This window comes from Variovorax sp. Sphag1AA (assembly GCF_014192575.1).
Lineage (GTDB): Bacteria > Pseudomonadota > Gammaproteobacteria > Burkholderiales > Burkholderiaceae_C > Variovorax.
Window position 1 is genome coordinate 442622 of record NZ_JACHYC010000007.1, and the last position, 23934, is coordinate 466555.

The window sequence follows — 23934 nt, forward strand, 5'->3', positions numbered from 1 at the left end:
TGAGGCCGAGATGCGAGAGGTCTTTATCGCCGGCCTCCCGAGATCAAGGCCCACGTGCCTGCTGCCATCAACACGGCGGCCAATGCGAATCCGACCACCGGGGACAGTGCTGTCCACACAGTCCCGACCGTTGCGCTCGAGACGAACTTGGCGACGCCATTCACCGTGCCCAATGCTCCGTAGCTGAGCGCCAGCGTGTCGGTATCCACCATCTCGGCGGTGACTGTGGACTCCAGCGCTTCCTGGACCGCGATGTACAGGCCTGCGATGAAGAAGATGCCCGCGAGCTGCGGCACGCTGTCGACTTGCAGCCAGAACGCCAGTGCAGTCAACATGGCGGTCAAGGCGCCGAGGACGTAGCCGGCAATCAGCACGCGGGCATGGCCTGCCCGGTCAGCCAGATAGCCAATCGGATACGAAATGACGACCTGGACCACGTTTCGCCACACGTAGAGCAGACCCGCCACCTGGGCGGCTTTCACTACGCCGAGCCGTGGAGTGAGCAACGTGGTCGCAGCCAGGATCAGCAAGCTGTGCGAGAAGTCCCCAACGCCAAAGATCCCCACTGCGGCTAAATAGCGCTTGAATCGCGCCGGTAGCGCTCTCAGCGTGCCGAAGAACTTCATCGCCGGATTGGTGGAGTGTTCCGGGTCGCGGACTAGCGCGAGAAAGGCCACGACGGCCATGGCGCCAGGGATCACTGACAACCACAGCACGAGGCGGAAAGGGCCCGCGGGGCTGTCCCAAGGTAGTGCCTGCGCCCAACCCAGGAGTGCAACACCGAGCAGCGGTCCCGCGACTGCCCCCACAGTATCGGCCGCGCGATGGAATCCAAACGCGCGGCCGCGGGTCTCGGGGGACACCGCCTGGATGACGATGGCATCGCGCAGCGGGCCTCTCAGTCCCTTGCCGAACCACGACACGATTCGTCCCAGCATGAGCAAAGGCCAGCCCGCTGCCAGTGCGATGAGTCCTTGGCCGACCGGCGTGAGGGCGTAGCCGACAAGCACCAGCAGCTTGCGGTGGCCGACCTTGTCGGCGATATACCCCGAGAGCATCTTGGTGAAGGCCGCCACGGCATCGGCGATGCCTTCGATGATCCCCAGGACTGCAGCCGGAATGCCTAATACCGCCAGAAAGCCAGGCAGGATCACCGAGGTCGTTTCGTAGCAAAAGTCGCCGAGTGCACTGGTCAATCCGGCGCCCGCGACCGTTCGATTCAGCCATCCCGCAGGCCGCTCCTGCATGGACTCTTCTCGGCGACCGGGATCGAAGAGCTCCCCCTCGAACCTATCCATGACCTGGTCCCGTCGCCTGCGTAGCCGGCCGGAGGGAGCGCGTTGTGCAAGTGTGGGCAACCACATGGTCGCTTCTCCCGTTCAAGGCGACACCTCAAAGCTGGCCATCACTGGGTAGTGGTCGGACGCCATGTCGGTCAGCGGTGTGCGGATGACTCGATACGAACTGGCATGCGCCGCAAGCGCTGGCGAGGCCAGGACGTAGTCGCATCGCATCGTCGCGAACGCGGTGCCGACGAAACCTGTGGTGGGTACTGTCGGCGCATCGTTGCCGCCAAGGGCGTGGCCGACGTCCACCCAGCCGGCCGCTTCGAGGTGCCCGAGGACGCTTCGATCGGCGGTTTTCAGGTCATCCGCGAGGTAGCGGGCTCGATGGTGTAGCGCCAGTTCGTCGAAGCCCACGGGTTCGAGATCGTGCGGAGACGCCGAGTTGAAGTCTCCCGTCAGGAGGCTCCATGCATTGGGTGCGGCCTGCACCGCGAGATAGGCGGCTTCCCGCCGTCGTACCGCCGGTCCGTTGGGACAGAGGTGTGCGCTCAGGAGCGTGAGCACGCGGTCGCTGTTCGGTAGTGCCACCTTCAAGGTGGCCAAGGCGTGATGAAAGTTTGCGCCGTCGGCATCGAAACTGATGGGCCGCAAGGGCTCCCGGATGAATATCGCGACGTGCTGACCTGTTCGGGGTGCGGGAGCGAGAAAGCCGCGCATGCCGAGACGGCGTTCGGTCTCGAAGAGCCACGCGCTGCCGTTGAGATCGAAGGCCTTGGCCTCCTGCATCAGGAACACGTTGGGTCGCAGTTCGTTGACCAACTCGATCTGCGCCAGCGCGCGCCGATCTTCATTGCCGTCGCGACCGCCGAACAGGGTGTTGTAGGTGAGGGCTTTCAATTTCATCGTTCGGCACTTGGACGGTGGCTTTCTTGGTCGTTGGTGCAGACCGCATGGCGGCGGCAGGTTCGTTCAAGGTCGTGCCGCGCGCGGTCTGCTGGCGCGAGACCTCGTTGGCGTGCGCCTCCGACAGCGCCCATGCGCACCTTGCTTGGCTCGGGCAGGATCTTGTAGGTGAGAAGCGGCCAGGTGATGGTATTTGATTGATTCATCTTAGATGTAGCAGTCGTTACATAACAACTGTACATTGCGATCCTGTGGCGTGCAACAAGATCTCCCCACGACGGGGCGAAGACGGGTCGTCGTTCTCTTCTTCGATTCCGCGACTTCGAACGGTCGAGCGTTGGCGAATTCGGGACCAGGTACGCCATCAGACGATGCGGCGCGATTGGACGTGCAGCACGCCGAACCGGCCCTCGAAAGCATCGGGTGGTCAACGCGTCGGGCGCCTTCGTGGCGAAATAGACTGCAGCCAGAAGGCGACGGCGCGCGTCGCTACGTCAGGTCGGCGCCATAGCCTCGGTCGCCCCATATTCGGCGCACAAGGCCATGAATTTCCGGTAGTCGAATCCGGCTTCGCCGTGTACGTCGATCAGCTCGCAGCGCGCCGCTGCCTCGAGGGCTGCCCTGGAGACCATGACGGAGTCACCGCCCTCCGCCGAAGGCGTCACCCACGGCTCAAGCGAACGCGATTTCATCAGTCGCGACAACGCCCCCATCCGGCTGATCGCAGCATGAGATCGATGGGGTTCCTTGCCGAAGTGCCGAGCAGCAACAAAAAGCGCCAAGTCGGAGTTGTCGCCCTCCGGGTCGCGGCGCGATTCGACTTTCTTGGACAGGGTTGAAGGTCCTCGCCAGTGAAGACTTGCGAGTTGACGCGGAGCAGCCACTCGGCGCGCCTCAGGAGCGTCCGCGACCGATGCAGCGGCATTGAAGCTCAGGCTTGTCTGCTCTGCAACGAAAGCGGCTGGTACTGAGGGTAGGGCGGAATTTCTGCTCGGTGCTCAATCTGGGTCTTGGCAGTAGCGGAAGTGGCGGCTGCTCGAAAGCGGACCATGGGCCGACGCGACAACTGGTGCCCTGATTGACCACAGTCCTCAGTGGGCGACTAAGGCCGGCGTTCCCTGCGCGAGTCGGAAGCTGGATTGTCAGTCAGACCTACGCGAGCGCGGCCTATCTGCCTAGCTCAGGCTCTCGAGCACCCTCGGGGAATCCCTGATGTTCTCTTCCGAACGAATTCCTGTACATTTCCGTTATCGTTCACGGGATCGTTAACGAAAGGAAGGCAGACAATGGATAGAGAACAGTCATTAGCTCGGCTGCGCACCACGCTTGCGGCGGGCCAAGCACTAGTGGGAGCAGGCGCAGGCACCGGACTTTCCGCCAAGTGTGCGGAGGCAGGGGGCGTCGATCTGATCATCATTTACAACTCCGGCCGCTACCGAATGGCAGGACGCGGCTCGATGGCCGGGCTGATGCCCTACGGCGACGCAAACGCAATCGTGATGGATATGGCCGGCGAAGTGCTCCCCGTTGTGAAACACACACCGGTACTGGCGGGCGTCTGCGGAACGGATCCGTTCCGATTGATGCCGGTGTTCCTCAAGCAAGTTCGCGATGCCGGCTTTAGCGGCGTCCAGAACTTCCCGACCGTCGGGCTGTTCGACGGGAAGATCAGGCGCGACCTCGAGACGACGGGCATGGGCTACGGCCTAGAGGTGGACATGATTGCGCAGGCCCACCGCCTCGGGCTTCTGACCTGCCCGTACGTATTCAATCCCGACGAAGCAGTCGCCATGGCCCGTGCAGGCGCGGATCTGCTCGTTGCGCATATGGGCCTCACCAGCAAGGGGACCATTGGTGCAACCAATGCGATGGAACTCACCGAAGCCGCGCAACGGGTCCAGGAAATCCACGACGCCGCCAAGCGCGTGTGCTCCGACGTCATCGTGATCTGTCACGGCGGCCCCATCTCCGAGCCCGACGACGCGCATTGGCTGATGGAGAACACAACCGGCATTTCCGGCTTCTTTGGCGCCTCCAGCATGGAACGCATCCCCACAGAGGTCGCCATCACGACCCAGGCTCGCAAGTTCAAGGAACTTCGCACGGCTGTGGCCGCCTGAATTTCACCGTCTCACACTCAATTTTCGGAGTCAACAATGCGATTCAAAGACAAGACTGTCATCGTGACGGGTGCCGCACGCGGCCTGGCCGAAACCACCGCTCGGCTTCTCGCCGCCGAAGGCGCCAATCTCGTCGCCGCGGACATCAACCTAGCCCGGTTGAACGACGTCGTCGGCTCGATCAACCAAGCCGGCGCAGGCAAGGCGACGGCCGTAGAAGTCGACGTGACCTCCAAATCCATGATCCAGAACATGGTCGACGTTGCGGTGCGCAAGCACGGTCGGGTGGACGCCATCGTGAACATCGGCGCGGGCTATGCGCCCTACAGGGGACTCGTCGAGACGTCTGAAGAGGAATGGGAGCGCATCATCGACTCCAACCTCAAGAGCATCTTTCTTTGCTGCCAAGCGGTCCTGCCGGTCATGCTTGACCAACGCTATGGGCGCATCGTGAACATCTCCTCGCTCGCCGCGCGGACCTACAGTCACTTCCTGGGGGCCCACTACGCAGCGGCCAAGGCAGGAGTTCTGGGCCTCACGCGCCACATTGCACACGAGTACGGCCCTCGCGGAATCTGCGCGAATGCCGTCTGTCCGACAGCCTTCTACGGAGAACGGCTGAGCGAGATCATGACGCCCGAGAAGGAGCAGGCCCTGATCAATGCCATTCCGCTGCGCCGGATCCCCACGGCGGAAGACATTGCGCCAGCCATCGCCTTCTTGGCCTCCGACGATGCCGTCTTCGTGTCCGGCGTCTCGCTGGACGTGAACGGCGCCCAGGTTACCTCCTGAGAAAGGCCAAGCGATGAAAAAGATCCGAGTCGCGGTGATCGGGCCGGGGCGCATCTCCCGAGCCCACCTGAATGCGATCAGGAAAAACGCCGACGTGGCGAAACTCTCCTACGTCGTCGGCCTTGCGCATGAGCAGGAGCGTACTGCCGCCTTGGCCAAGGAGTTTGGGGCTGACCAGGCGAGTGACAACCTGGCGCTCACCTTGTCCGACCCCGAACTCGACGCCGTCGTCCTCACGGTTCCCAATCACCTGCATCGGGAGGTCGCGATTCAAGCCATGCGGGCAGGCAAGCATGTGCTGGTCGAAAAGCCTCTGGCCAACTCGCTGGAGGACGCAGACGCCATGATTGCCGAGGCCAACGCTTCGGGGCGCGTGCTGATGGTTGCGCAGTGCAGACGCTTCTTCGCCGGCGCCGCGCAGGCGCAAAAGCGAGTTCGAGAACTTGGGCGGCCTCTGGACATTACGCACGTGCTGGGTGTCTTCGTCGACGATGCCAAGGTGGACTGGTGGCGTTCGGCGGCTAAAGCTGGGGGGCTGGCCCTTGGGCTCAACGGTCCTCATGTGGTGGACACCATCCTGTGGCTCATGGGTGAGCTCCCGGTGCGGGTCTACACCCAGACAAGCCGGCTCAAGCCTGAGAAGTGGGAGGGCGAAGATCAGGCTACCGTCGTCCTGACCTTCGCCGACGGCAGCATCGCCACAGGGCACCTCTCTCTGAACATGCCCGCCCACGTCAACGAGCGATGGATCGTGGGCCCCAATGGCAGCATGCAGTTGACGAACGACCGCACCCTGACGCTCAACGGCGAAACTGTCGTCAGCGCCGAACTGACACCCTATATCGACGGGGACGAGAGCTTCGACGGGCAGTTCCGAGAATTTGCCATGGCAATTGGCGAGGGGCGATCGCCGATGTGCTCCGCCGCAGAGCTCAGACCCGTAGTCGCCGTACTCGAAGCGGCACTTGAGTCCGCCTCGCGCAACGCACCGATCGAACTCGTCGCGACCTAGGCAAGGCAACGCCCCACGCGGGCGAAGACCCGCCTCACTGATCAAAGCAAAGGAGACAATCATGACTGTCAATCGCAGGCAATTCGTGACCCGGGCCGCCAGCCTCGGAGCAGCCAGCTTCCTGCATCTGCCCTCTCAGGCGGCGGCTGAGTTCACCTATAAGCTGGGCCACAACAACGCGACCACCCATCCGCAGCATCTGCGGCTGGTGGAGGCGTCAAAGAACATTGCGCAGGAGTCAGGTGGCCGCCTGATGGTGGAGATCTACCCGAACAGCCAGCTGGGCAGCGACGCCCAGATGCTGTCGCAGGTTCGCTCGGGGGCGCTCGAGTTGTGCCACATGGGCGACATCATCATCGGCAACGCCGTCCCCGTTGCCTCGCTCGCTGCGCTTCCCTTTGCGTTCGAGAACTCCGCCAGCCTTTGGGGCGCGATGGACGGCGAGTTCGGCAAATACGTCCACGCAGAGATCGAACGCAAGCTCGGTGTGCACGTCTTCGACAAGGGCTGGGATGGCGGGACGCGTCACCTTTTTACGAGTCAAAAGCCCGTGCGAGCAGCGCCGGACATGAAGGGCATGAAATTCAGGGTGCCCACCGGAGCCCTTGCCGTCTCGCTCTTCAAAGGGCTGGGCGCCTCGCCAACGACCGTCCCGAGTGCGGAGGTTTACACAGCGCTGCAAACCCGTTTGGTCGATGGCGCCGAGGGGCCGCTCGTCACAATCGAAAACAGCAAGTACTACGAGACCAGCAAGTTCATCACGCTGACCGCTCACATGCAGACGCCGTTCGAAATGCTCGCCAACGGCGCCGCCTGGGCACGACTGCCCAAGGATCTCCAAGACGTTCTCGCCCGGAACCTGGATGCCGCGGCAGTCTTGGAACGCGCCGACATCGCCAAGGGGGACGGGGTCCTGCAGGCACTCCTGAAGGATAAAGGCCAGACATTCATCGAGCCGGACCGCCCATCCTTTAGAGAAGCGCTTCGCCAAGCTGGGTCGTATGCGCGGTGGCGCGATGCCTACGGCGGCGCGGCTCCCTTCGAGCTGCTCGAAAAGGCGGTGGGCAAGCTCGCCTGAACGTTGGGTTATTGTTCCTTGTTGAACTGCGAGCCAACAAATGAGCCGAGCCATGGAATCACGCACCGCCACCCTCAAAGACGTCGCCCGTGAGGCGCAGGTTTCCATGCAGACGGTCTCGCGTGCGGTCAACGGACACAGCGAGATCAGCGAAGAGACGCGCGAACGGGTGATGGCCATCTGTCGCAAGCTCGGCTATCGCCCCAATCGCCTGGCGGGAAGCCTGCGCGCCAAGCACTCCAAGGTGATCGGCCTCGTGGTTTCCGACATCGAGAATGCGTACTTTGCTGAGGTTGTCAGTGGCGCAGAGGCCGAAACCACCGCGCATGGCTGGTCGCTGCTGCTGGCCAACAGCGGCGAGGACCTTCAGCGGGAGCAAAACGCGGTCGCAAGTCTCTTCGAGCGTCGCGTGGACGGCCTCATCATTGCGCCGGCCGAGGGAAATCACGCCTACCTTCGCAAGGTTCTGCCCTCGCAGTTTCCGGTCGTCTCCTTCAATCGCAGCATCGACCTGCGAGGGTGCGGCGCCGTCCTGACGGAGAACGAGGCCGGAGCGCACCAAGCGGTGCGGTACCTGATCAGCCGTGGGCATCGAAAGATCGGGGCTCTCGTGGCCAGCATGGGTCTCATGACATCACGCGAGCGCGTGGCAGGTTTTCGCTCCGCAATGGCTGAGGGCAAGTTGCATGTCAAAGACGAGTGGATCTCGATGGGGGGCGTCCACGTCGACAGTGCAAGAAAGGCAGCGCTTGGAATCCTCTCGCAACCGAATCGGCCGACGGCATTGCTCACCTCGAGTCACCGTGTCACAGAAGGCGTGATGCATGCGCTCAAAGAACTCGGTCTTCAGTACGGCAAGGACGTGGAAATCGTCAGCTTTGACAAAGTCCCTTGGGCCACCTTTCTGGAGCCCCCACTTCCCATGGTTGCGCAGCCGACACGGCAGATTGGCCAAGAGGCAGTGCGGATGCTGATGGCCATGATCGACGGCACAGGCAAGCCATCAGTGGTTCGCCTGCCGGTGGAGCTCATCACGCACGCCGCTGCGACTTAGCGCTCGCCTGAGCGCACATCGTTGAAAAACCTCTTAGGCGAGCGCCGTTGAGCGCGTCGCCGGAAGGAGCACGCATGAACAAGATCTTTGTGGTTGGTACCTGCGACACCAAGCAGGAAGAACTGAGCTTCGTGAAGTCCGAACTCTCCAGACTGGGCGCATCGGCGCTGTTGGTGGATGTTGGAACGCGCAGCCAAAGATCCGTCGCAGACGTCTCTGCCCAAGCGGTGGCCGCTTCCCATCCGCTGGGACGTACAGCCGTCCTTGGGCTCACCGATCGAGGAGAGGCGGTCAAGGCGATGGGCGAAGCGCTCATTGCCTACCTGGCCAGCCGCGACGACGTTGGCGGGATCATTGGGTTGGGTGGGGGCGGGAACACGTCACTGGTCACGTCCGCAATGCGATCGCTCCCCCTCGGAACCCCCAAAGTCATGGTTTCGACTGTGGCGTCAGGTGATGTCTCACCGTACGTCGGGATGAGTGACATCTGCATGATCTCACCCGTGACCGACATTGCCGGCCTGAACCGTCTCAACCGAGTCGTCCTGCGCAACGCTGCCCACGCCATCGCCGGCATGGTCGCCCATGATTCGCGCGCAGCCGAAGCGCACGAACTACCCGCTGTGGGCATCACACAGTTCGGCGTCACAACCCCATGCGTTGATGAACTCAGACGAAGGCTCGCGGACTCGCGGGAGTGCATGGTGTTCCACGCAACCGGTGTCGGTGGACAGATCATGGAGAGACTCCTCGAAGGTCGAATGCTCCAGGGGTTGCTGGACGTCACGACCACGGAAGTGGCGGACTTCATCGTAGGAGGCGTTTTGCCGTGCACCCCGGATCGTTTCGGCGCCACGATAAGAACGCAAGCGCCCTGCGTCGTCTCCTGCGGAGCGCTGGACATGGTGAATTTTGGGCCTGAGGAGACTCTGCCATCGCAGTTTCGCAGGCGTCGCCTCTATCGGCACAACCCGCAGGTCACGTTGATGAGGACTAGCCCAGAGGAGAGTTCTCGAATTGGCGCATGGATTGCCGCCCGACTGAATCTGTGTGAAGGTCCTGTGCGCATGATCCTTCCGGAGAAAGGGGTCTCCGCGCTCGACGCGGTGGATCAGCCTTTTTACGACCCCGTCGCGGACCGGGCACTTTTTGACGCGATCGAGGGAGGGCTGCGGACAAATTCTCACAGGCGCCTTGAGATCGCGCCATTTCACATCAACGAGGGGGGCTTTGCTGAACTCGTGTGCAAGAGATTTTTTGAGGCGAGCGCTGTATCCGCTTCGAGAGGAGTGCTTGGATATGGCCAAGAAGCGCAGCAGCACCAAGGAGGCCTGTCGTGCACGTGAAAATCATCGAAACGCCGACCGCATACGTTCCTGGCGAGAAAACTATGTCCTCCCGCAGAGCCAATGAACCGGCTGATGGCCCGCGCGCCCGAATCAAGCAGGTGGCCGATCTCTTGGCCTCCATGGTTGCGATACCGGCCGCATTGCTGGTACTGGCCGAGATTGCGGTGTTGCTGACCGGCGTGATCTGCCGCTTCGTGTTCCACGCGCCGATCGCCTGGTCTGACGAGGTGGCATCCATCCTCTTCCTTTGGTTGGCCACACTTGGCGCGGTGTTAGCGCTTCATGGTAGCGAACACATGCGCATGACAGCACTCACTGCGCGGGCGAGCCGCTCGAGTGCCGCCGTCATCGAAAGCGTCAGTATCTGTGCGTGCCTGGCCTTCCTCCTTATTGCCGTCGCGCCGTCGTTCGACTACGCAGCAGAGGAGCAGATCGCCAACATGCCTGCGTTGGAAATATCGGGTTTATGGCGTGCGGCAGCTCTTCCGGTAGGCATCGTGCTCATGGCACTCTTTGCAATCCTGCGCCTCTTGAGTGAAGTGCGATGGCGGCATGTCGCGATCGGGGCGCTGATCGTGATCGCGATCGTCAGTGCATTCTGGTTGGCGCGGCCGGTCTTCGCAGATCTCGGGCGTTGGAATCTCCTCATCTTCTTTGTTGGTGTCGCTGCCGGTTGCGTCTTCGCCGGGATCCCAATCGCATTTGCGTTTGGGCTGGGCACCTTCGGCTATCTCGCCCTGAGCACGAGTCTGCCGCTGTCGGTTGTGGTTGGGCGCATGGATGAGGGGATGTCGCACCTGATCCTCCTGGCTATCCCGCTCTTTGTCTTTCTAGGGCGCCTGATTGAGCTCACCGGCATGGCCAACGCAATGATCGGATTTCTTGCAGGATTGATCGGCCACGTGAGAGGGGGGCTTTCTTACGTTCTTGTTGCGGGGATGTACCTCGTCTCGGGTATCTCCGGATCGAAGGCGGCGGACATGGCGGCGCTAGCGCCCGGACTCTTCCCGGAGATGAAAAAGCGCGGGGCCAAGGACGGGGAATTGGTCGCACTGCTGGCTGCTACCGGCGCCCAGACTGAGACCGTTCCTCCGAGTCTGGTCTTGATCACCATAGGCTCCGTCACGGGCGTGTCCATCTCCGCGCTATTCACCGGAGGCCTTCTTCCGGCACTGCTGTTAGGACTGATGCTTTGCGCCGTGGTGGCTTTCCGAGCGCGCAATGAGGACCATGGCAAGGCGGTGCGCGCTCCATTGCGACAAGTCGCGCGGGCTCTCGTGATTGCGCTGCCCGCACTTGCGCTGCCGTTCGTGATCCGCGCTGCGGTCGTCGAAGGGGTAGCCACGGCCACTGAGGTGTCAACGCTGGGGATTGTCTACACGATAGTCGCCGGTACTCTGATCTACCGACGGTTCGAGTGGCGGGAACTCATGCCGATGTTGGTTGGCACTGCCACGTTGTCTGGCGCCATTTTGTTCATCATCGGCACCGCCACCGCGATGGCATGGGCGCTGACCCAGTCTGGCTTTTCCAATTCGTTGGCCGCTGCCATGTCGACCATGCCCGGCGGCGTCCCAGCGTTCATGGCGGTCTCGGTGCTCATGTTCGTCATACTGGGCTCCGTACTCGAGGGGATTCCTGCCATCGTGTTGTTTGGGCCGCTGTTGTTCCCGATTGCGCGGCAACTCGGAATCCACGAGGTCCACTACACCATGGTCGTCATCCTCTCTATGGGACTGGGCTTGTTCGCGCCGCCGCTGGGTGTCGGGTACTACTCGGCCTGCGCAATCGCGCGAGTCAATCCAGATGCCGGGCTTCGCCCAATCATCGGATACCTCGTGGCGCTGCTGCTGGGTACGATCATGATTGCCGTCGTTCCTTGGCTCTCCACGGGATTTCTGTAGGCAGCCGTCCGTCTGACTTGGCCGCTTCTGTTCAAAGCGACCATTGGGCATGCGGTAGTCGTGGCTCGAAACTGAATCATCACAGCCCATCTGTTGTCAGATTCAAGGCTGCAAAAGGGTAGATGTCGCATTCATGAGTAGCAAACAGTTTCCTATCAATTCCGGCTTCGGCGCGGCAACCACCGCGGCAGAGGTACTCGCGGGCCGTGATCTGTCTGGCGCCATCGCCATCGTCACCGGAGGGCATTCTGGACTTGGTCTCGAAACAACGCGCGCATTGACGGATGCAGGCGCACGCGTCATTGTTGGCGCTCGAGATGTGAAATCTGCCCTCGAAAGGATCAATGGCATCCGCGATGCGCAAGTCGAGCGACTCGATCTCTCCGACCTATCGAGCGTGCGCGACTTTGCCCGGCAGTTTCTGGCGCGCAAGCAGCACATTCACATCCTGATCTGCAGCGCAGGCATCATGACTTGTCCCGAGACACGCGTCGGGCCACTAGCGTGGGAAGCGCAGTTCGCGATCAATCATCTGGGGCACTATGCACTTGTGAATCAGCTTTGGCCGGCACTCGTAGGTGGTGCGCGGGTGGTAGCTGTATCGTCAGCGGGGCACCATCTATCGGCCATTCAATGGGATGACGTGCAGTTCGCAAAGAGCTACGACAAGTGGCGGGCCTATGGACAATCAAAGACTGCCAATGCCCTGTTTGCTGTTCATCTGGATCGGCTCGGCCGGAGCGAAGGCGTGCGCGCTTTCTCTCTTCATCCTGGCAAGATCTTCACGCCGCTCCAGCGCCATCTGTCGCATGATGAAATGCTTGCCGCCGGTTGGATTGATGCCAGCGGTACCCCGGTCGATCCAACGTTCAAGACCACGCGGCAAGGCGCAGCGACCCAGGTATGGGCGGCAACCTCCCCCCAGTTGAATGGCATGGGTGGGTTGTATTGTGAAGATTGCGAGATTGCAAAAATGGATGAAAGCGAGCCGCCGTCTTTCAGCGGCGTGCGAGCTTATGCGAGCGACCCCGAGCAGGCGGAACGCCTTTGGACGTTATCTGCGCAACTTACTGGAATTGACGCTTTCTCGACAAGGTGAGCCGTTGACACGGGGCTTCGGCATCTGCGTCTGGTTGGTATTTCGACCAAGTCGGCTCCGCAGCAGCGAGAGCGGTCGGCTAGGAGGGCGGGGCCGAACCGCTTCTTCGCGTGCCCTGAGCGGAAGTCCGAACAGGAATTCAAAAGGGGAAGGAAATCTTCCCTATGAGTTCTCGTGCGCAACCTCATTCAGAGCGTGCACCCGCGCCGTTGGCCGCCCTACAAGATGCTGCTCGGCGCGCCACCCGTGCCGCGCTTGAGTCGTTCGAACGCATTCCGATGACGATGAGCTCGCGCTAGCCAGGACCGGACCTTCCTGACGGCCCTTGAAATTCAACTATGGCGAAACAACTCCACCACGCTTCGAGGTGCTTCGTCGCCGAAGAAGCACTGGTGGTTCCGCGCGGCCTGGTGGGCGAAGGAGGCGCTGCGAGAAAATAGTGCCCGTTCGTAGACCTCCAGTGCAGCCTTGATGTCATCAGAATGATCCCGAAGCGCATGGCCCAATTCGGCGCCATCGAGAATGGCGAGGTTGGCTCCCTCGCCCGCGAAGGGCGACATCAGATGCGCAGCGTCGCCCACGAGCGTGACGCCGGGAACACTTTGCCACCGATGGTCCACAGGCAGGGCATAGATGGGCCTTACGACAGGTGCCGTGTCGCTTTCTTTGACCAATGCCTGAAGCTGGGGCGCCCACCCCGCAAACTCGCTTGCGATGCGATGAAGTGCGGCCGCCGGTTGCCTGAAGTCGATGGCGCCAATCCATCCTTCTGCCTTGTTCAGCGCGACATAGATTTGCAAGGTGCCGTTCGCGTGGTGGTGCGCCATGATGGCCTTGCCGGGCTCAACCGCCATCAACGTGCCGCTGCCGATGGCTTCGGCGCTGGCCCCGTGCCGGGCCGGACCGTCGAAGAGGTTGGTCTCGATGAAGGTCGTGCCAACATAGGCTGGCTTTGCGGCAGACAGGAGCGGGCGGACTCTCGACCAGGCGCCGTCGGCCCCGACCAGCAAATCGCCCATGGTCGTGGAGCCGTCAGCAAAGACCAGGTGGTGTTTTCCGTTGGCGAGAAGGTGCGCCTGAGCGAGTTTGCGGCCCCACCTGATAGTTTCGGCCGGTAGGGACTCGATGAGGCGTTGACGCAGAGCGCCCCTGTCGACTTCAGGCTTGGCCGTGCTGCCCGAGCCGGGTTTGTCGAGCAGAACGACGCCGTTTCGGTCGACGATGCGCTTGGCATCTTCTCCTGGAAGCGTGAGGGCAAGAAACTCGTCGTAGAGGCCGGCGGCCTTCAGGCCGACCTGCCCGTTGTATTCATGGATGTCCAACAGGCCGCCCTGGCGTCGCGCAGCCGGCGAGGCTTCGGCTTCGTAGACGGTTGCGGTGATGCCGTTGACGTGCAGTACACGTGCCAGTGTCAATCCACCAAGACCGGCGCCGACGATGGCGATGCGAAGGGGTGTCGAGAGGGGCGGGAAATCAAGGTGGTTGCTCATGGCGTGTTCCGGTGTCTACGAATACGCGCTTCAATGCGCGACGGTTCGTAGAGGTCCGACTGTGTCGGGGGAAACGCTGGCCGACCTTGCAGGTTTTGCGGGGTGGCGTGTACGCGATTGTCCTATGGAGCACTGGCTTGAGAGCCGGGCGACATGCAAGACAGCCGTTTTTCGCGGTCTTCGAGCGCGATTGTCGCATAGGCAAGACTCATGGCTGTTTCGCTTCGAGGACTGCTGCCTAGCTGGCACGTAGTCTGGCTCGCCTCGAGCGGAACCGTGTAGCAACAACCACCGAGCGGAGCTGCCTGTTGGATCGAAGCCCGAACCCTGGAGCGCTGCGCGGCCGTGCGGCGGCAAGCGCGGACGGCGCAAGGCATCGCGAGACCCTAGCAGGCTTCGAGGAAGCTCACGAATCGAGGAAAAGTCTCCAAATGACCACTAGCAGCACTCGAGGGCACGACTAGAAGAATTTGTGGACTTCGACAACGATCTTGCGACCCAAGCGATGGATGGCGGCGCGGATGAATCGCGGTCGGCTCCACGGCATGGCGGCCCCCCAGGCGCTCGCCACGGGTGTCCACCATATCCACATCGTCGGCCTGCACCTCGGACCACGGCAGGCCACGCGGGTTGAGCAAGAAGCGGCCGCTGCTGTCGGACAGCTCTGATGGGGTTGCAGACGTTGCCCCTAGTGGCAAACCTTTCGCACACGGCACGCACTCATGTGCATCTGCGAGGCCAACTGTGCTCCCTTGACCGGGACGAGCATGGCCCGTCGCTGGTGCATGCCTTCGAAGCGCGATCGAAGTCCTGTATTGCGGATCGTTGTTCCGGCCATTCGTGCGGTGCGGCGTCGAGGTGCTCAAAGCGATGGAGGGGATGGCCGGATCCGGGCGCTCCTTTGCCTGACCATGTACTGACGAATTTCATGTGCTTTTGGATGCTGTCTTCCACCGGCAACACGCGTGCGAGACGGGCGATATAAAGATTGATTCGCATTTAGACTTGACGACCACCCAGTGGTCGCAACGGGTGGAAGAATTCCCTCGGGGCACCCCATGAAACGTTCAGATCGCTATTGCGTACGGCGTACACCCGTCGCGTTGACCATGCTTGCCATGGTTTCTGCCCCGGCCCTTGCCCAGCAAGATGTGACGCCGCAATCGGCAGCAGGCACTGCGTCCTCCCCATCCGCCTCAACGAGCACTTCGACTCCAGCGACACTTCGCGAAGTGCAGGTTCAAGACACGGTGGACAGGGGGAGCTTTGGGGCCAATCCGTTGTCGATCAGTCGCCTGCCCGCGGACCCCCATGACGTACCGCAATCGGTCACCATCATCAATCAGCCGCTGATGCAGTCGCAGGGCGCCACTTCGCTGGCTAGCGCGCTGCGAAACGTGCCTGGCCTGACCATCGGCGCTGCCGAAGGCGGGCAGATCGGGACCAACATCAATCTAAACGGCTTTTCCGCGCGGACCGACCTCTTTCTGGACGGTGCGCGCGACCGCGGCCAGTACTACCGCGATACGTTTGCGCTCGACAGCATCGAAGTGCTCATGGGGCCTTCGTCCATGCTGTTCGGACGAGGATCGACAGGTGGTGTCATCAACCAGGTGAGCAAGAAGCCGTCGCTCACGCCTGCGGGACAGGCGGATGTCTCGGTCACTAGCAATGGCCTGGTGCGAACGACCGTCGATGTGAACCGGCCGCTGTCGGAGACTTCAGCGTTCCGAATAGCAGCTATGGGTCAGGAAGGTGATGCTTCCACCCGGGACCAGACGAAGATCCAGGATGTCGGCATTGCGCCGTCGCTGAAGTTCGGAATCAACACGCCGACGCAAGTGACCTTGTCGGCGTTGATCCAGCACAACCACGACATGGCCGACTACGGCATCCCGCCGCTCAACGGCGCGCCTGCGCAGGTGGATCGGAACAATGCCTATGGCTTCAACGACGATCGCACTATCTCCGACATCGGCGCATTCAACGCAACGATCCTGCACAAGCTGACGCCCACGAGTTCGATTCGCAATCAGACGCAGTACAACCAGGTCACCACCGATGCAACGGAGACTGCCCCGCAAGGCATCGGAACGGTCAATGCAAAGGGCTATACGGCGTTCTCCACCGGAACTACGGCGTTCCCGGCCGCGGCGACCAGCACGCTGCCCCTCAGCCAACTCTGGGTGCGTCAGCAGAGCCATGACCGCGACATCCGCGATACCTCGCTCTTCAACCTGACCGAGTACAACACCCAGTTCGACACGGGCTCGCTCAAGCACACGCTGCTGGCAGGACTGGAGCTCGGACACGACACCTACAGGAACCAGGGCTACTACCGCAACGGAACCTGCAATGGCGTGCCGCTCAATCCGGTGGGCGGCTCCAGTGGCTATGTTTCGTGCACGCCACTACTGAACCCCTTCTCGACCGATTCGCCACTCAATGCGCCCGGTCTCCCGGGCAACCTCGCGACGGCGGATGCCGATACGGTCGCGGGATACCTCAATGACACCGTCGAACTCAATCCGCAGTTCAAGCTGGTCGGGGGCGTACGGCAAGACAACTATCGCGCCAGTGTCAACAACACGATACCGACTGCGACAACGCTGGCCTACGAACAGCAGACAGTGAACTTCACCAGCGTGCGCGCCGGGGGCATCTGGCAGCCGACAACCGAGCACTCGTACTACGTGTCCTACAGCACGTCGTTCAATCCATCGCTCGAACAGCTCGTCGCGACCACCGGAGCCACGCAACCCCTGCCTCCGCAGGAAAACAAGTCCTATGAACTCGGGGGCAAGTGGGACGTCAACGGAGGTGCTCTGTCGATGACTGCTGCTGCCTTCAGCATCACGCAGGACAACGCGAGGGCGCAGAACTCGGACGGCACCTACACAGCGACAGGCACCGTGCGCGTCAACGGCGCGCGCGCCGGCATCGCGGGGCGCGTCACCAGCGCGCTCCAAGTCTTCGGCGCCTACACCTACCTCGATGGAACGATCGTCGACGGCATAGCGCCCGGTACGCAAGGCAAGGTGCCGGCCAACACCCCGCGCAATGCGGCGAGCATCTGGGCTGTCTACACCGTCACACCCGAATGGGAGTTCGGTGGCGGCGCGACCTACGTTGGCAGCCGTTACGCCAACAACACGAACCTGGTAGGGGTAGACAGCTACACGCGAATCGACGCTATGTTGGCCTACCACCAGCCGCACTACGATGTCCGGCTCAACCTGTTCAACCTCTTCGACGAGCACTATTACGACGCTCTGATCCCGTCCGATGGCGGTCGGGCTGTGCCCGGTTCGGGGCGCACTGCCATGCTGTCGATGAACTATCGTTTCTGACATCGAGCCCTCTACAGCCATGCTGGTCTGCATTCCTCGCGTCCTTGATGCCGAGTCGCTTGAAGCCGTCGTTGCGCGCCTGGAGGCCGCCGGTAGTGCCTGGATCGATGGGAGGGTGACGGCGGGGTACCAAGGGGCGCCTGTCAAGTTCAACCAGCAGATCGACGAGCGGTCGCAAGTGGCTGCGGAATGCCAGAGCATTGTGGCCAGCGCGCTCGAACGGAATCCGGTCTTCATCAGTGCAGGACTGCCGAACATCCTGTATCCACCGATGTTCAATCGCTACAGCGCCGGAATGACCTTCGGCCTGCACGTCGACGGGGGAGTGCGCATTCATCCGCATAACGGACGCAAGTTGCGCACCGACCTGTCCGCAACGTTGTTCCTGTCGCCGCCCGACAGCTACGACGGTGGCGAATTGCAGATGGAAGACACCCATGGAATGCAGACCGTGAAACTCGCGGCCGGCGACATGGTGATCTATCCAGCCACCAGCCTGCACCAGGTGACGCCCATCACGCGCGGGGTTCGGCTCGCCTGCTTTTTCTGGGTGCAGAGCTTGGTGCGGGATGCCGCGGACCGGGCGCTGCTCTTCGATCTCGACAATGCCATCCAGCGCCTGAATCAAGCCGGCGCGGACGAGTCCGCGCGTCGCACGCTGGTGGGCATCTATCACAATCTTCTTCGCAAATGGAGCGACACCTAGGTCGTTCAGATGGAAACTGCTCCCGATTTCTCAACTGCCGCCGGTCCTGCGGCATTTTCTCCATCTGGATCGCTGGACGATCGCGTTCGTGGGCGGCAACGTCGAACTGCGATCGTGCAGTGGATACGCAAGATGCATGGCTGGATCGGCCTGTGGGGTGCGATCCTCGGATTGATCTTCGGCACGGCGGGCGTCTGGCTGAACCACCGCGCGGTGCTCAAGTTGCCGATGAGCCAGCAGCGTCTCAATGCGCAACTGGCCCTGCCGGATCCGGCGCCGACCGGCGCCAAGGAAATGGCTGCATGGCTTCAGACGGCGCTGAACCAGGACGGTCCGCCCAACACGATGCGCATCGAGCCGGCCAAGCCTGTCGCCTGGACGGACAAGGACAAGTACGCGGCAGGGTCCGTTGCGGATTTCGATGCCGCTCGCGCACCTGCGCTGATGCAGCCCGAGCGCTGGGTTTTCGGTTTCGGCGGTCCTCACGAAGCAATCCAGGCCGAGTACTGGCGCGGCAATCGCTCGGTCGGCATCACGACGACCAGCAACGGCTTCGTCGCCACCCTGGCGAATCTGCACAAGGGCGTGGGCATGCCGGTCGCATGGATCTTGCTGGTTGACACACTGGCGGGCAGCCTGATCTTCCTGTCCATCTCCGGCGTCGCGCTCTGGATGTTGACGCACCGCCGCCGGCGCGTCGGCTTGGTCATCTTCGGCACCTCGGTCGCGCTCACTCTTGGTCTGATCTTCGCGCAGTTCTGACTCGGCGTGCGATCTGCACCGGCAGTGTTGATCCCGTTGAATCGCCAGGTGCGCCTATAACCTTCGGTTCAGGGGCTGCCGACAAGGCCGACCGGAAAGCTCAACCCGGCGTGTGCTGGCCGGTTCGGCAAGATCAGCCGGGGCGCCTTGGTCATGACTCTTGCGCGTGATCTTGACCTGCACGATGTCGGGATTGGCCTTGTAGCGTGTGCCGAAGCTCTTACCAGCCGAATCGCCGCGCCAAAGGTCCGCGCCTGTCCGATCGAGCCTTTGTCGCACAAGGTCCACCGACCTGTACGCCCTCCCCATAGACGATTCAAATAAGAATGATTATCATTTGATGGCCCGAGTACGTAAGTCTCGTTCAACGCAAAGGGCTCCGAAAAGGAGTGTTGATGAAGACTTCGACTTCACATCGGTTGCGCGAATGGGAGCAAGCGATGCGCAACGGCACCAACGCCGCATCAAGTGGGCAGGTGCTCTTGGCGGAACGCCTGTACCTCGAGGCACTGGTCATTTCACGCGCGCTGCTCGAAGGCTCGCACGTGTCCGCCGAACCTCCTGATGACCGGGTCGCGGCGTTTGTCGTCACGCATCTGAACCTGGCCGATCTCCATGCGGAGGCCGAGAACCCCGCGTTGGCTGCGGACTATCTCTGCACAGCCCATTGCGCGCTGATGTCGCTCCTGCGCGATCCCGGCGCGGACCGATCCCTTCAGCAAGCCGCGCTGCGGCACAGCCGGGAAACACACGCCGCGCTGCTCGAGCATCTCGGGCAACACGGCAATGTCGAAAACGTACTCGCAGCATTGCGCGCTGGCTGCATGTCGGTCACGGCCAATCCGGCGCGTCCAGCACCAACTCTGCATTGACTCCCATGCCCTATACGTTGCCGAAACTTGCGTATGCCTATGACGCACTCGAACCGCACATCGACGCACAGACCATGGAGATTCACTTCACCAAACATCATCAGACGTACGTGAACAATCTGAACGTTGCCCTTGAAGGCAGCGAGTTGGCCGAGCGTCCGGTCGAACAACTCATCGCCGGGGTGGAGAGCCTGCCTGCCGAACTGCGCGCGGCAGTACGAAACAATGGCGGCGGTCATGCCAACCACAGCTTGTTCTGGACGGTGATGTCGCCGAATGGCGGCGGCGCACCGACCGCCCAGCTGGCGCGGGCAATCGATACCGAGTTGGGTGGCTTCGACGCGTTCAAGGCCGCCTTTACCAAGGCCGCACTCACGCGGTTCGGTAGCGGCTGGGCCTGGCTCTGTGTCGATGCGGCGGGAGTGCTCTCGGTCGAGAGCTCGGGCAACCAAGACAGTCCGCTCATGGCCGGCATCGGTTCCGGCAATACGCCGATCCTGGGCCTCGACGTCTGGGAACACGCGTACTACCTGAAGTACCAGAACCGACGTCCCGAGTACATCGCGGCGTTCTACAACGTGATCGACTGGACCGAAGTCGAGCGGCGATACCTTGCTGCTCGACGACCGCAATGACTACGCGATGGCCACCAAGAACACTCCAAACGACGTGATGGCGTCGAGCCGCACACGCCCGCGCGTCTGGATCGGTCGCGGCATCGCGTGCGCCGGCGCTCTTGTGCTGCTTGCACAGGTCTGGCAATTCGTGCGCGGCAACCCGGTCGTGCTGAGCGCATTCGTCGGCGGAACGGTGGCGGCGATCGCCACCGCGTTGGGCACATTGCCGGTCGTTTTCTCGCAACGCCTCTCGGATCGGGTGCAGGACACGCTGTTCGGATTCGGAGCGGGCGTGATGCTTGCCGCCAGTGCGTTTTCGCTGGTGATCCCGGGAATTGCAGCGGCCAGGGCAGGCGGAACCTTCGGAGGCAGCCCATGGGCCGCTGGCAGCGTGGTCGGCAGTGCGATCCTCGTCGGCGCGCTAGCGCTCTTGATGATGGAGAGGTTGCTGCCGCATGAGCATTTCATCAAGGGGCGCGAGGGGCACTCCGCCCGGATGTTGCGGCGCACCTGGCTTTTCGTGATTGCCATTGCCTTGCATAACCTGCCCGAAGGGCTCGCCATCGGTGTCGGCTACGCGGGCAACGAAGGGTTGCGCGCCGACGCGTTGGCCATGGGTATCGCTATTCAGGATGTGCCCGAGGGACTGGTGGTCGCGGTCGCATTGCTTGCCGCGGGATACAGGCGTTCGTTCGCAGTCGCGCTCGGTGCAGCGTCCGGACTGGTCGAACCGATAGGCGCGGTTCTCGGTGCGGCCGTCTTCGGCTATTCGGCCGCGCTGCTGCCGTGGGGTCTCGGCTTCGCGGCCGGTGCGATGCTTTTTGTGATCAGCCACGAGATCATCCCCGAGTCCCATCGAAAGGGACATGAGGCCTTTGCAACGGGCGGCTTGATGGTTGGCTTCGTGCTGATGATGTTGCTCGACACAGCCATGGCTTGACCGAGCAGCAGGGGATCTATTCATGATTGACTACGACCCTGTCGACCAACTGATCGATGAACACCTCGCACTTGTGCGCCACTATGGCCAAGTGCAAATGCGCTGTGGTGACTTGGTGCGCGAGCAGGCCGCCGAGATCGAAAAGTTGCGCGCGCAGACCATTCGGTTGCGCGCGGCCGTGATTGTTCGGGATACCGCATTGGCATGGGCACAGGAATACCGAGCTTCGCTAGAAGCATCGATTCCCGGTCTGCCCAGGCGGAAAGCTCTGGCGCAACGCGTCGATGCATTGCTGGCACGCATTCAAGAGTTGATGCGCGAGCGGCTGCATTGGCAGCGGCGCAGTCCACCGGAACACGCGCCTGTCGTGACGGCCATGCATGGACCCGTCGATGTCACTCATCGAGCGGAGCCCGAAGCAGAGGTCGAAGACCTTGCGGACCTGGAGAGCAGCCTCGTCGCGGCTGATCTTGTAATTTGCCAGACCGGCTGCCTCAGCCATGGCGCGTATTGGCGCGTCCAAGACCTCTGCCGGCGCACCGGCAAGGCTTGCGTACTCGTCCAGGAGCCGGACGCCATTCGCATCGTTCGAATTGACAGGGAGTCCGCGCGCGAGCAACACGACGCGTGATGCCTCAGCGCCAATGCGACGGCCTCGCGAAACTCGAAGTCATCACGTGCTCCGCGATCGCGTCCGGCACGGGGCAGCTAGAAGCGATAGTTCGCCGTTGCCACGATCTTTCGCAAATCGCCATAGCGGCAGATGCCGGAACTGCAATTGCTGAGGTAAAGCTTGTCGGTCAGGTTGCGAATGTTCAGCGCCAGGCTCCAACGCTGAAAGTCATAGCCGATGAGCGCATCGAGCAATGTGTAGGCAGGAACCTTGGCTCCGGCGGATTCCTGGTACCCGTAGTTCGAGCCCACGAAGCGCGCGCCCAGGCCCACCTTGATGCCGGAACCGAAGCGATAGTCCGTCCACACGGACATTTGATTTCTAGAAACGGCCTGCATCTGTTTGCCGATCTCGCTCGGCGTACTGCTGGCCGTGACTTCCGCCGTCGGCGTGAAGGTGTAGGCTGCCACGACGTTCAGGTCGCGGATCGGTTGAAACGCTGCTTCGAACTCGAGACCGCGCACCAGAATCTCGCCCGTCTGCTTCGGTAGGAAATCTTCGGTGTAAGTCACGTAGTTTTGGCGCCGAAGATCGAATACCGCGGCGCTATACGTGCTCTTGCCGCCGGGCGGCTGAAAGCGGATACCGGCTTCGTACTGCCGACCCGTTTCGGGCTTCAGCGGTGTGTTCGTGTCCGGATCGATCGTCAAGGTCGGGGAGAAGGATTCGGAATAGCTCAGGTATGGTGCCCATCCGCTCGGATGAAGATAGACCAAGCCAGCGCGGCTGGTGAACTTGTGATCCGAGAAGCGTGTTGTCGATCCGTCGAGGTAGCTGTCCACCGTTGCGGAGGCATCGTCATACCGGCCACCCAATGTGGCAACCCAGTCGCCCCACCTGATCTGATCCTGCAGGTAGAAGCCGGTCTGCGATAGCCTGGTTCTGGCATCGAACCACGGATTGCCCGGAAGGGCGTCGTTGGTGTAGACAGGCGCGAAACCGTCAATCGGGGAGACGGTGCCGTCGTTGTAGGTACGTTGGTAGTTCCGCGACTGCTGGAAGTCCAGCCCGAACAGGAAGGTGTGCTGCCAGTCGCCCAGGTTGACCCTGGCTTGCGCCTGATTGTCGATGGTCCCTAGCTTGATCTTTTCTTTGCTGCCGAAGGTGTATCGGTTGAATACCCGGAAGTTGGCCGGGTTCTCGGGCACATCGGGGTCGACGACGAAAAAGTCGCTCTGGTTGTACACCTGCCTGTAGTCGACATCGATGGATCCATAGCGAGCGTTCTGGCGCAACGTCCATGTGTCGTTCACGCGATGCTCGAGCAGGTAGCCGACCATCCACTGGTCCTGGTTGAAGTGATCGAAGTTGGGCTCACCCACATAGGTCTTCGGGGAAAAGCGCCCGTTGGGATTGGGTAGCAGCGTGCCGACTTCCGGAAAGCCGGCATAGGAGCTTCCGTCGCGGATTCTCAGGTAGTGTGAAAGCAGCGTGAGCGAGGTGTCGCTCGACGGGCGCCAAGTGAGGGACGGGGCAATGAAGGCGCGGTCGTTTGGCAGGCCGCTGCCCTCCAGCTTGGCGTCGCGAACCAGTCCGGTGATGCGGTAGAGCACCTTGCCTTCTTGGTCCAGCGGACCCGAAAAATCGCCTGCGATCTGGCGATGCGAGTTGTCGCCCAGTTGCACCTGCATCTCGCGCAGAGGTTCCTCGGTCGGCCGCTTGCTGACCACGTTGATCATGCCGCCGGGGCCGTTTTGTCCATAGAGCACCGACGACGGACCGCGCAGGACCTCTACGCGCTCAGTCCCATAGTTCTCTGTCTGCCAGATGGCCCAGCCGTTGTTGTTGCGCAGTTGCAGGCCGTCTAGGTAGTACCCCGGTGTCTGTGCATCTGACGTCTCCCCCGAATTCCGGACTTTTCAAAACTAGAGGTAAGGTGGCTTTTTCGGCCGGCCCGCGAGGGCAGGAAGGAGAAGCGATGAAGAGG

Annotated in this window: 19 protein-coding genes and 1 pseudogene; 15 read left to right on the forward strand and 5 right to left on the reverse strand. The window is 61.9% G+C overall.

The annotated features are described in order from the left end of the window. Positions 1–23 precede the first annotated feature (23 nt). From FHW64_RS27975 to FHW64_RS27985, 3 genes are all read right to left on the reverse strand, one after another. Positions 24–1247 (reverse strand): MFS transporter, encoded by a 1224-nt coding sequence (locus tag FHW64_RS27975; RefSeq protein ID WP_184531476.1) that lies wholly within the window; start codon positions 1245–1247, stop codon positions 24–26. Between the two features lie 132 nt (positions 1248–1379). Beyond that, entirely contained in the window at positions 1380–2189 is an 810-nt protein-coding gene (locus tag FHW64_RS27980; RefSeq protein WP_184531477.1) for an endonuclease/exonuclease/phosphatase family protein, read from the reverse strand. A gap of 494 nt (positions 2190–2683) precedes the next feature. Further along, complete coding sequence (locus FHW64_RS27985) at positions 2684–3073, reverse strand: hypothetical protein (protein ID WP_184531478.1); 390 nt, start codon at positions 3071–3073, stop codon at positions 2684–2686. 402 nt (positions 3074–3475) lie between these two features. On the opposite strand from FHW64_RS27985, the gene FHW64_RS27990 reads away from it, so the two are divergent. The 8 genes from FHW64_RS27990 to FHW64_RS28025 all read left to right on the forward strand — a co-directional run bounded on the left by FHW64_RS27990 (position 3476) and on the right by FHW64_RS28025 (position 12597). Next, positions 3476–4309: a phosphoenolpyruvate hydrolase family protein gene (locus FHW64_RS27990; protein WP_184531479.1), complete on the forward strand. Its 834-nt coding sequence runs from the start codon at positions 3476–3478 to the stop codon at positions 4307–4309. 36 nt (positions 4310–4345) lie between these two features. Then, the gene (locus FHW64_RS27995) at positions 4346–5101 is read left to right on the forward strand and encodes an SDR family NAD(P)-dependent oxidoreductase (RefSeq protein WP_184531480.1); all 756 of its coding nucleotides are present in this window, start codon (positions 4346–4348) and stop codon (positions 5099–5101) included. Positions 5102–5114: 13 nt separating this feature from the next. After that, positions 5115–6113, forward strand: a complete 999-nt coding sequence (locus FHW64_RS28000; protein ID WP_184531481.1) for a Gfo/Idh/MocA family protein — start codon at positions 5115–5117, stop codon at positions 6111–6113. A 61-nt stretch (positions 6114–6174) separates the two neighbouring features. After that, the gene (locus FHW64_RS28005) at positions 6175–7191 is read left to right on the forward strand and encodes a TRAP transporter substrate-binding protein (RefSeq protein ID WP_184531482.1); all 1017 of its coding nucleotides are present in this window, start codon (positions 6175–6177) and stop codon (positions 7189–7191) included. Between the two features lie 52 nt (positions 7192–7243). Continuing rightward, positions 7244–8245: a LacI family DNA-binding transcriptional regulator gene (locus FHW64_RS28010; RefSeq protein WP_260306414.1), complete on the forward strand. Its 1002-nt coding sequence runs from the start codon at positions 7244–7246 to the stop codon at positions 8243–8245. A gap of 74 nt (positions 8246–8319) precedes the next feature. Continuing rightward, complete coding sequence (locus FHW64_RS28015; protein WP_184531484.1) at positions 8320–9591, forward strand: Tm-1-like ATP-binding domain-containing protein; 1272 nt, start codon at positions 8320–8322, stop codon at positions 9589–9591. Positions 9592–9635: 44 nt separating this feature from the next. After that, positions 9636–11498 carry a TRAP transporter large permease subunit gene (locus FHW64_RS28020; protein ID WP_184531541.1) on the forward strand — a complete coding sequence of 621 codons (1863 nt, stop codon included), beginning with the start codon at positions 9636–9638 and terminating at the stop codon, positions 11496–11498. 133 nt (positions 11499–11631) lie between these two features. Further along, positions 11632–12597, forward strand: a complete 966-nt coding sequence (locus FHW64_RS28025) for an SDR family NAD(P)-dependent oxidoreductase (RefSeq protein ID WP_184531485.1) — start codon at positions 11632–11634, stop codon at positions 12595–12597. Positions 12598–12929: 332 nt separating this feature from the next. On the opposite strand, the gene FHW64_RS28030 is transcribed toward FHW64_RS28025, so the two are convergent. Further along, on the reverse strand, positions 12930–14087 hold the full coding sequence (locus FHW64_RS28030) for an NAD(P)/FAD-dependent oxidoreductase (RefSeq protein ID WP_184531486.1): 1158 nt from the start codon (positions 14085–14087) through the stop codon (positions 12930–12932). Between the two features lie 1058 nt (positions 14088–15145). On the opposite strand from FHW64_RS28030, the gene FHW64_RS28035 reads away from it, so the two are divergent. The 7 genes from FHW64_RS28035 (at position 15146) to FHW64_RS28065 (ending at position 21965) form a co-directional block, all read left to right on the forward strand. Then, a complete protein-coding gene (locus tag FHW64_RS28035; RefSeq protein WP_184531487.1) occupies positions 15146–17437 on the forward strand; it encodes a TonB-dependent siderophore receptor in 2292 nt (763 codons plus the stop codon). A 19-nt stretch (positions 17438–17456) separates the two neighbouring features. Then, entirely contained in the window at positions 17457–18143 is a 687-nt protein-coding gene (locus tag FHW64_RS28040) for a Fe2+-dependent dioxygenase (protein WP_184531488.1), read from the forward strand. A 9-nt stretch (positions 18144–18152) separates the two neighbouring features. Then, entirely contained in the window at positions 18153–18905 is a 753-nt protein-coding gene (locus tag FHW64_RS28045; protein WP_184531489.1) for a PepSY-associated TM helix domain-containing protein, read from the forward strand. A gap of 440 nt (positions 18906–19345) precedes the next feature. Then, entirely contained in the window at positions 19346–19777 is a 432-nt protein-coding gene (locus FHW64_RS28050; protein ID WP_184531490.1) for a hypothetical protein, read from the forward strand. A 5-nt stretch (positions 19778–19782) separates the two neighbouring features. Then, positions 19783–20412, forward strand: a complete 630-nt coding sequence (locus FHW64_RS28055; protein WP_184531491.1) for a superoxide dismutase — start codon at positions 19783–19785, stop codon at positions 20410–20412. A gap of 37 nt (positions 20413–20449) precedes the next feature. After that, complete coding sequence (locus FHW64_RS28060; protein ID WP_184531542.1) at positions 20450–21334, forward strand: ZIP family metal transporter; 885 nt, start codon at positions 20450–20452, stop codon at positions 21332–21334. Between the two features lie 22 nt (positions 21335–21356). Further along, positions 21357–21965, forward strand: a complete 609-nt coding sequence (locus tag FHW64_RS28065; protein WP_184531492.1) for a DUF2325 domain-containing protein — start codon at positions 21357–21359, stop codon at positions 21963–21965. Positions 21966–22042: 77 nt separating this feature from the next. Here FHW64_RS28065 and FHW64_RS28070 read toward each other — a convergent pair. Further along, a pseudogene (locus FHW64_RS28070) lies at positions 22043–23830 on the reverse strand (TonB-dependent siderophore receptor); the annotation flags it as partial. Positions 23831–23934 lie beyond the last annotated feature (104 nt).

Bases quoted from the DNA above. Each gene is read 5' to 3' on its own strand.
- FHW64_RS28010 (WP_260306414.1), top strand. From the start codon at position 7,244: ATGGAATCACGCACCGCCACCCTCAAAGACGTCGCCCGTGAGGCGCAG.
- FHW64_RS28020 (WP_184531541.1), top strand. From the start codon at position 9,636: ATGTCCTCCCGCAGAGCCAATGAACCGGCTGATGGCCCGCGCGCCCGA.
- FHW64_RS28035 (WP_184531487.1), top strand. From the start codon at position 15,146: ATGAAACGTTCAGATCGCTATTGCGTACGGCGTACACCCGTCGCGTTG.
- FHW64_RS28030 (WP_184531486.1), bottom strand. From the start codon at position 14,087: ATGAGCAACCACCTTGATTTCCCGCCCCTCTCGACACCCCTTCGCATC.
- FHW64_RS28060 (WP_184531542.1), top strand. From the start codon at position 20,450: ATGGCGTCGAGCCGCACACGCCCGCGCGTCTGGATCGGTCGCGGCATC.
- FHW64_RS28040 (WP_184531488.1), top strand. From the start codon at position 17,457: ATGCTGGTCTGCATTCCTCGCGTCCTTGATGCCGAGTCGCTTGAAGCC.
- FHW64_RS28055 (WP_184531491.1), top strand. From the start codon at position 19,783: ATGCCCTATACGTTGCCGAAACTTGCGTATGCCTATGACGCACTCGAA.
- FHW64_RS27995 (WP_184531480.1), top strand. From the start codon at position 4,346: ATGCGATTCAAAGACAAGACTGTCATCGTGACGGGTGCCGCACGCGGC.
- FHW64_RS28025 (WP_184531485.1), top strand. From the start codon at position 11,632: ATGAGTAGCAAACAGTTTCCTATCAATTCCGGCTTCGGCGCGGCAACC.
- FHW64_RS28000 (WP_184531481.1), top strand. From the start codon at position 5,115: ATGAAAAAGATCCGAGTCGCGGTGATCGGGCCGGGGCGCATCTCCCGA.
- FHW64_RS27980 (WP_184531477.1), bottom strand. From the start codon at position 2,189: ATGAAATTGAAAGCCCTCACCTACAACACCCTGTTCGGCGGTCGCGAC.
- FHW64_RS27975 (WP_184531476.1), bottom strand. From the start codon at position 1,247: ATGCAGGAGCGGCCTGCGGGATGGCTGAATCGAACGGTCGCGGGCGCC.
- FHW64_RS28015 (WP_184531484.1), top strand. From the start codon at position 8,320: ATGAACAAGATCTTTGTGGTTGGTACCTGCGACACCAAGCAGGAAGAA.
- FHW64_RS28005 (WP_184531482.1), top strand. From the start codon at position 6,175: ATGACTGTCAATCGCAGGCAATTCGTGACCCGGGCCGCCAGCCTCGGA.
- FHW64_RS28050 (WP_184531490.1), top strand. From the start codon at position 19,346: ATGCGCAACGGCACCAACGCCGCATCAAGTGGGCAGGTGCTCTTGGCG.
- FHW64_RS28065 (WP_184531492.1), top strand. From the start codon at position 21,357: ATGATTGACTACGACCCTGTCGACCAACTGATCGATGAACACCTCGCA.
- FHW64_RS27990 (WP_184531479.1), top strand. From the start codon at position 3,476: ATGGATAGAGAACAGTCATTAGCTCGGCTGCGCACCACGCTTGCGGCG.
- FHW64_RS28045 (WP_184531489.1), top strand. From the start codon at position 18,153: ATGGAAACTGCTCCCGATTTCTCAACTGCCGCCGGTCCTGCGGCATTT.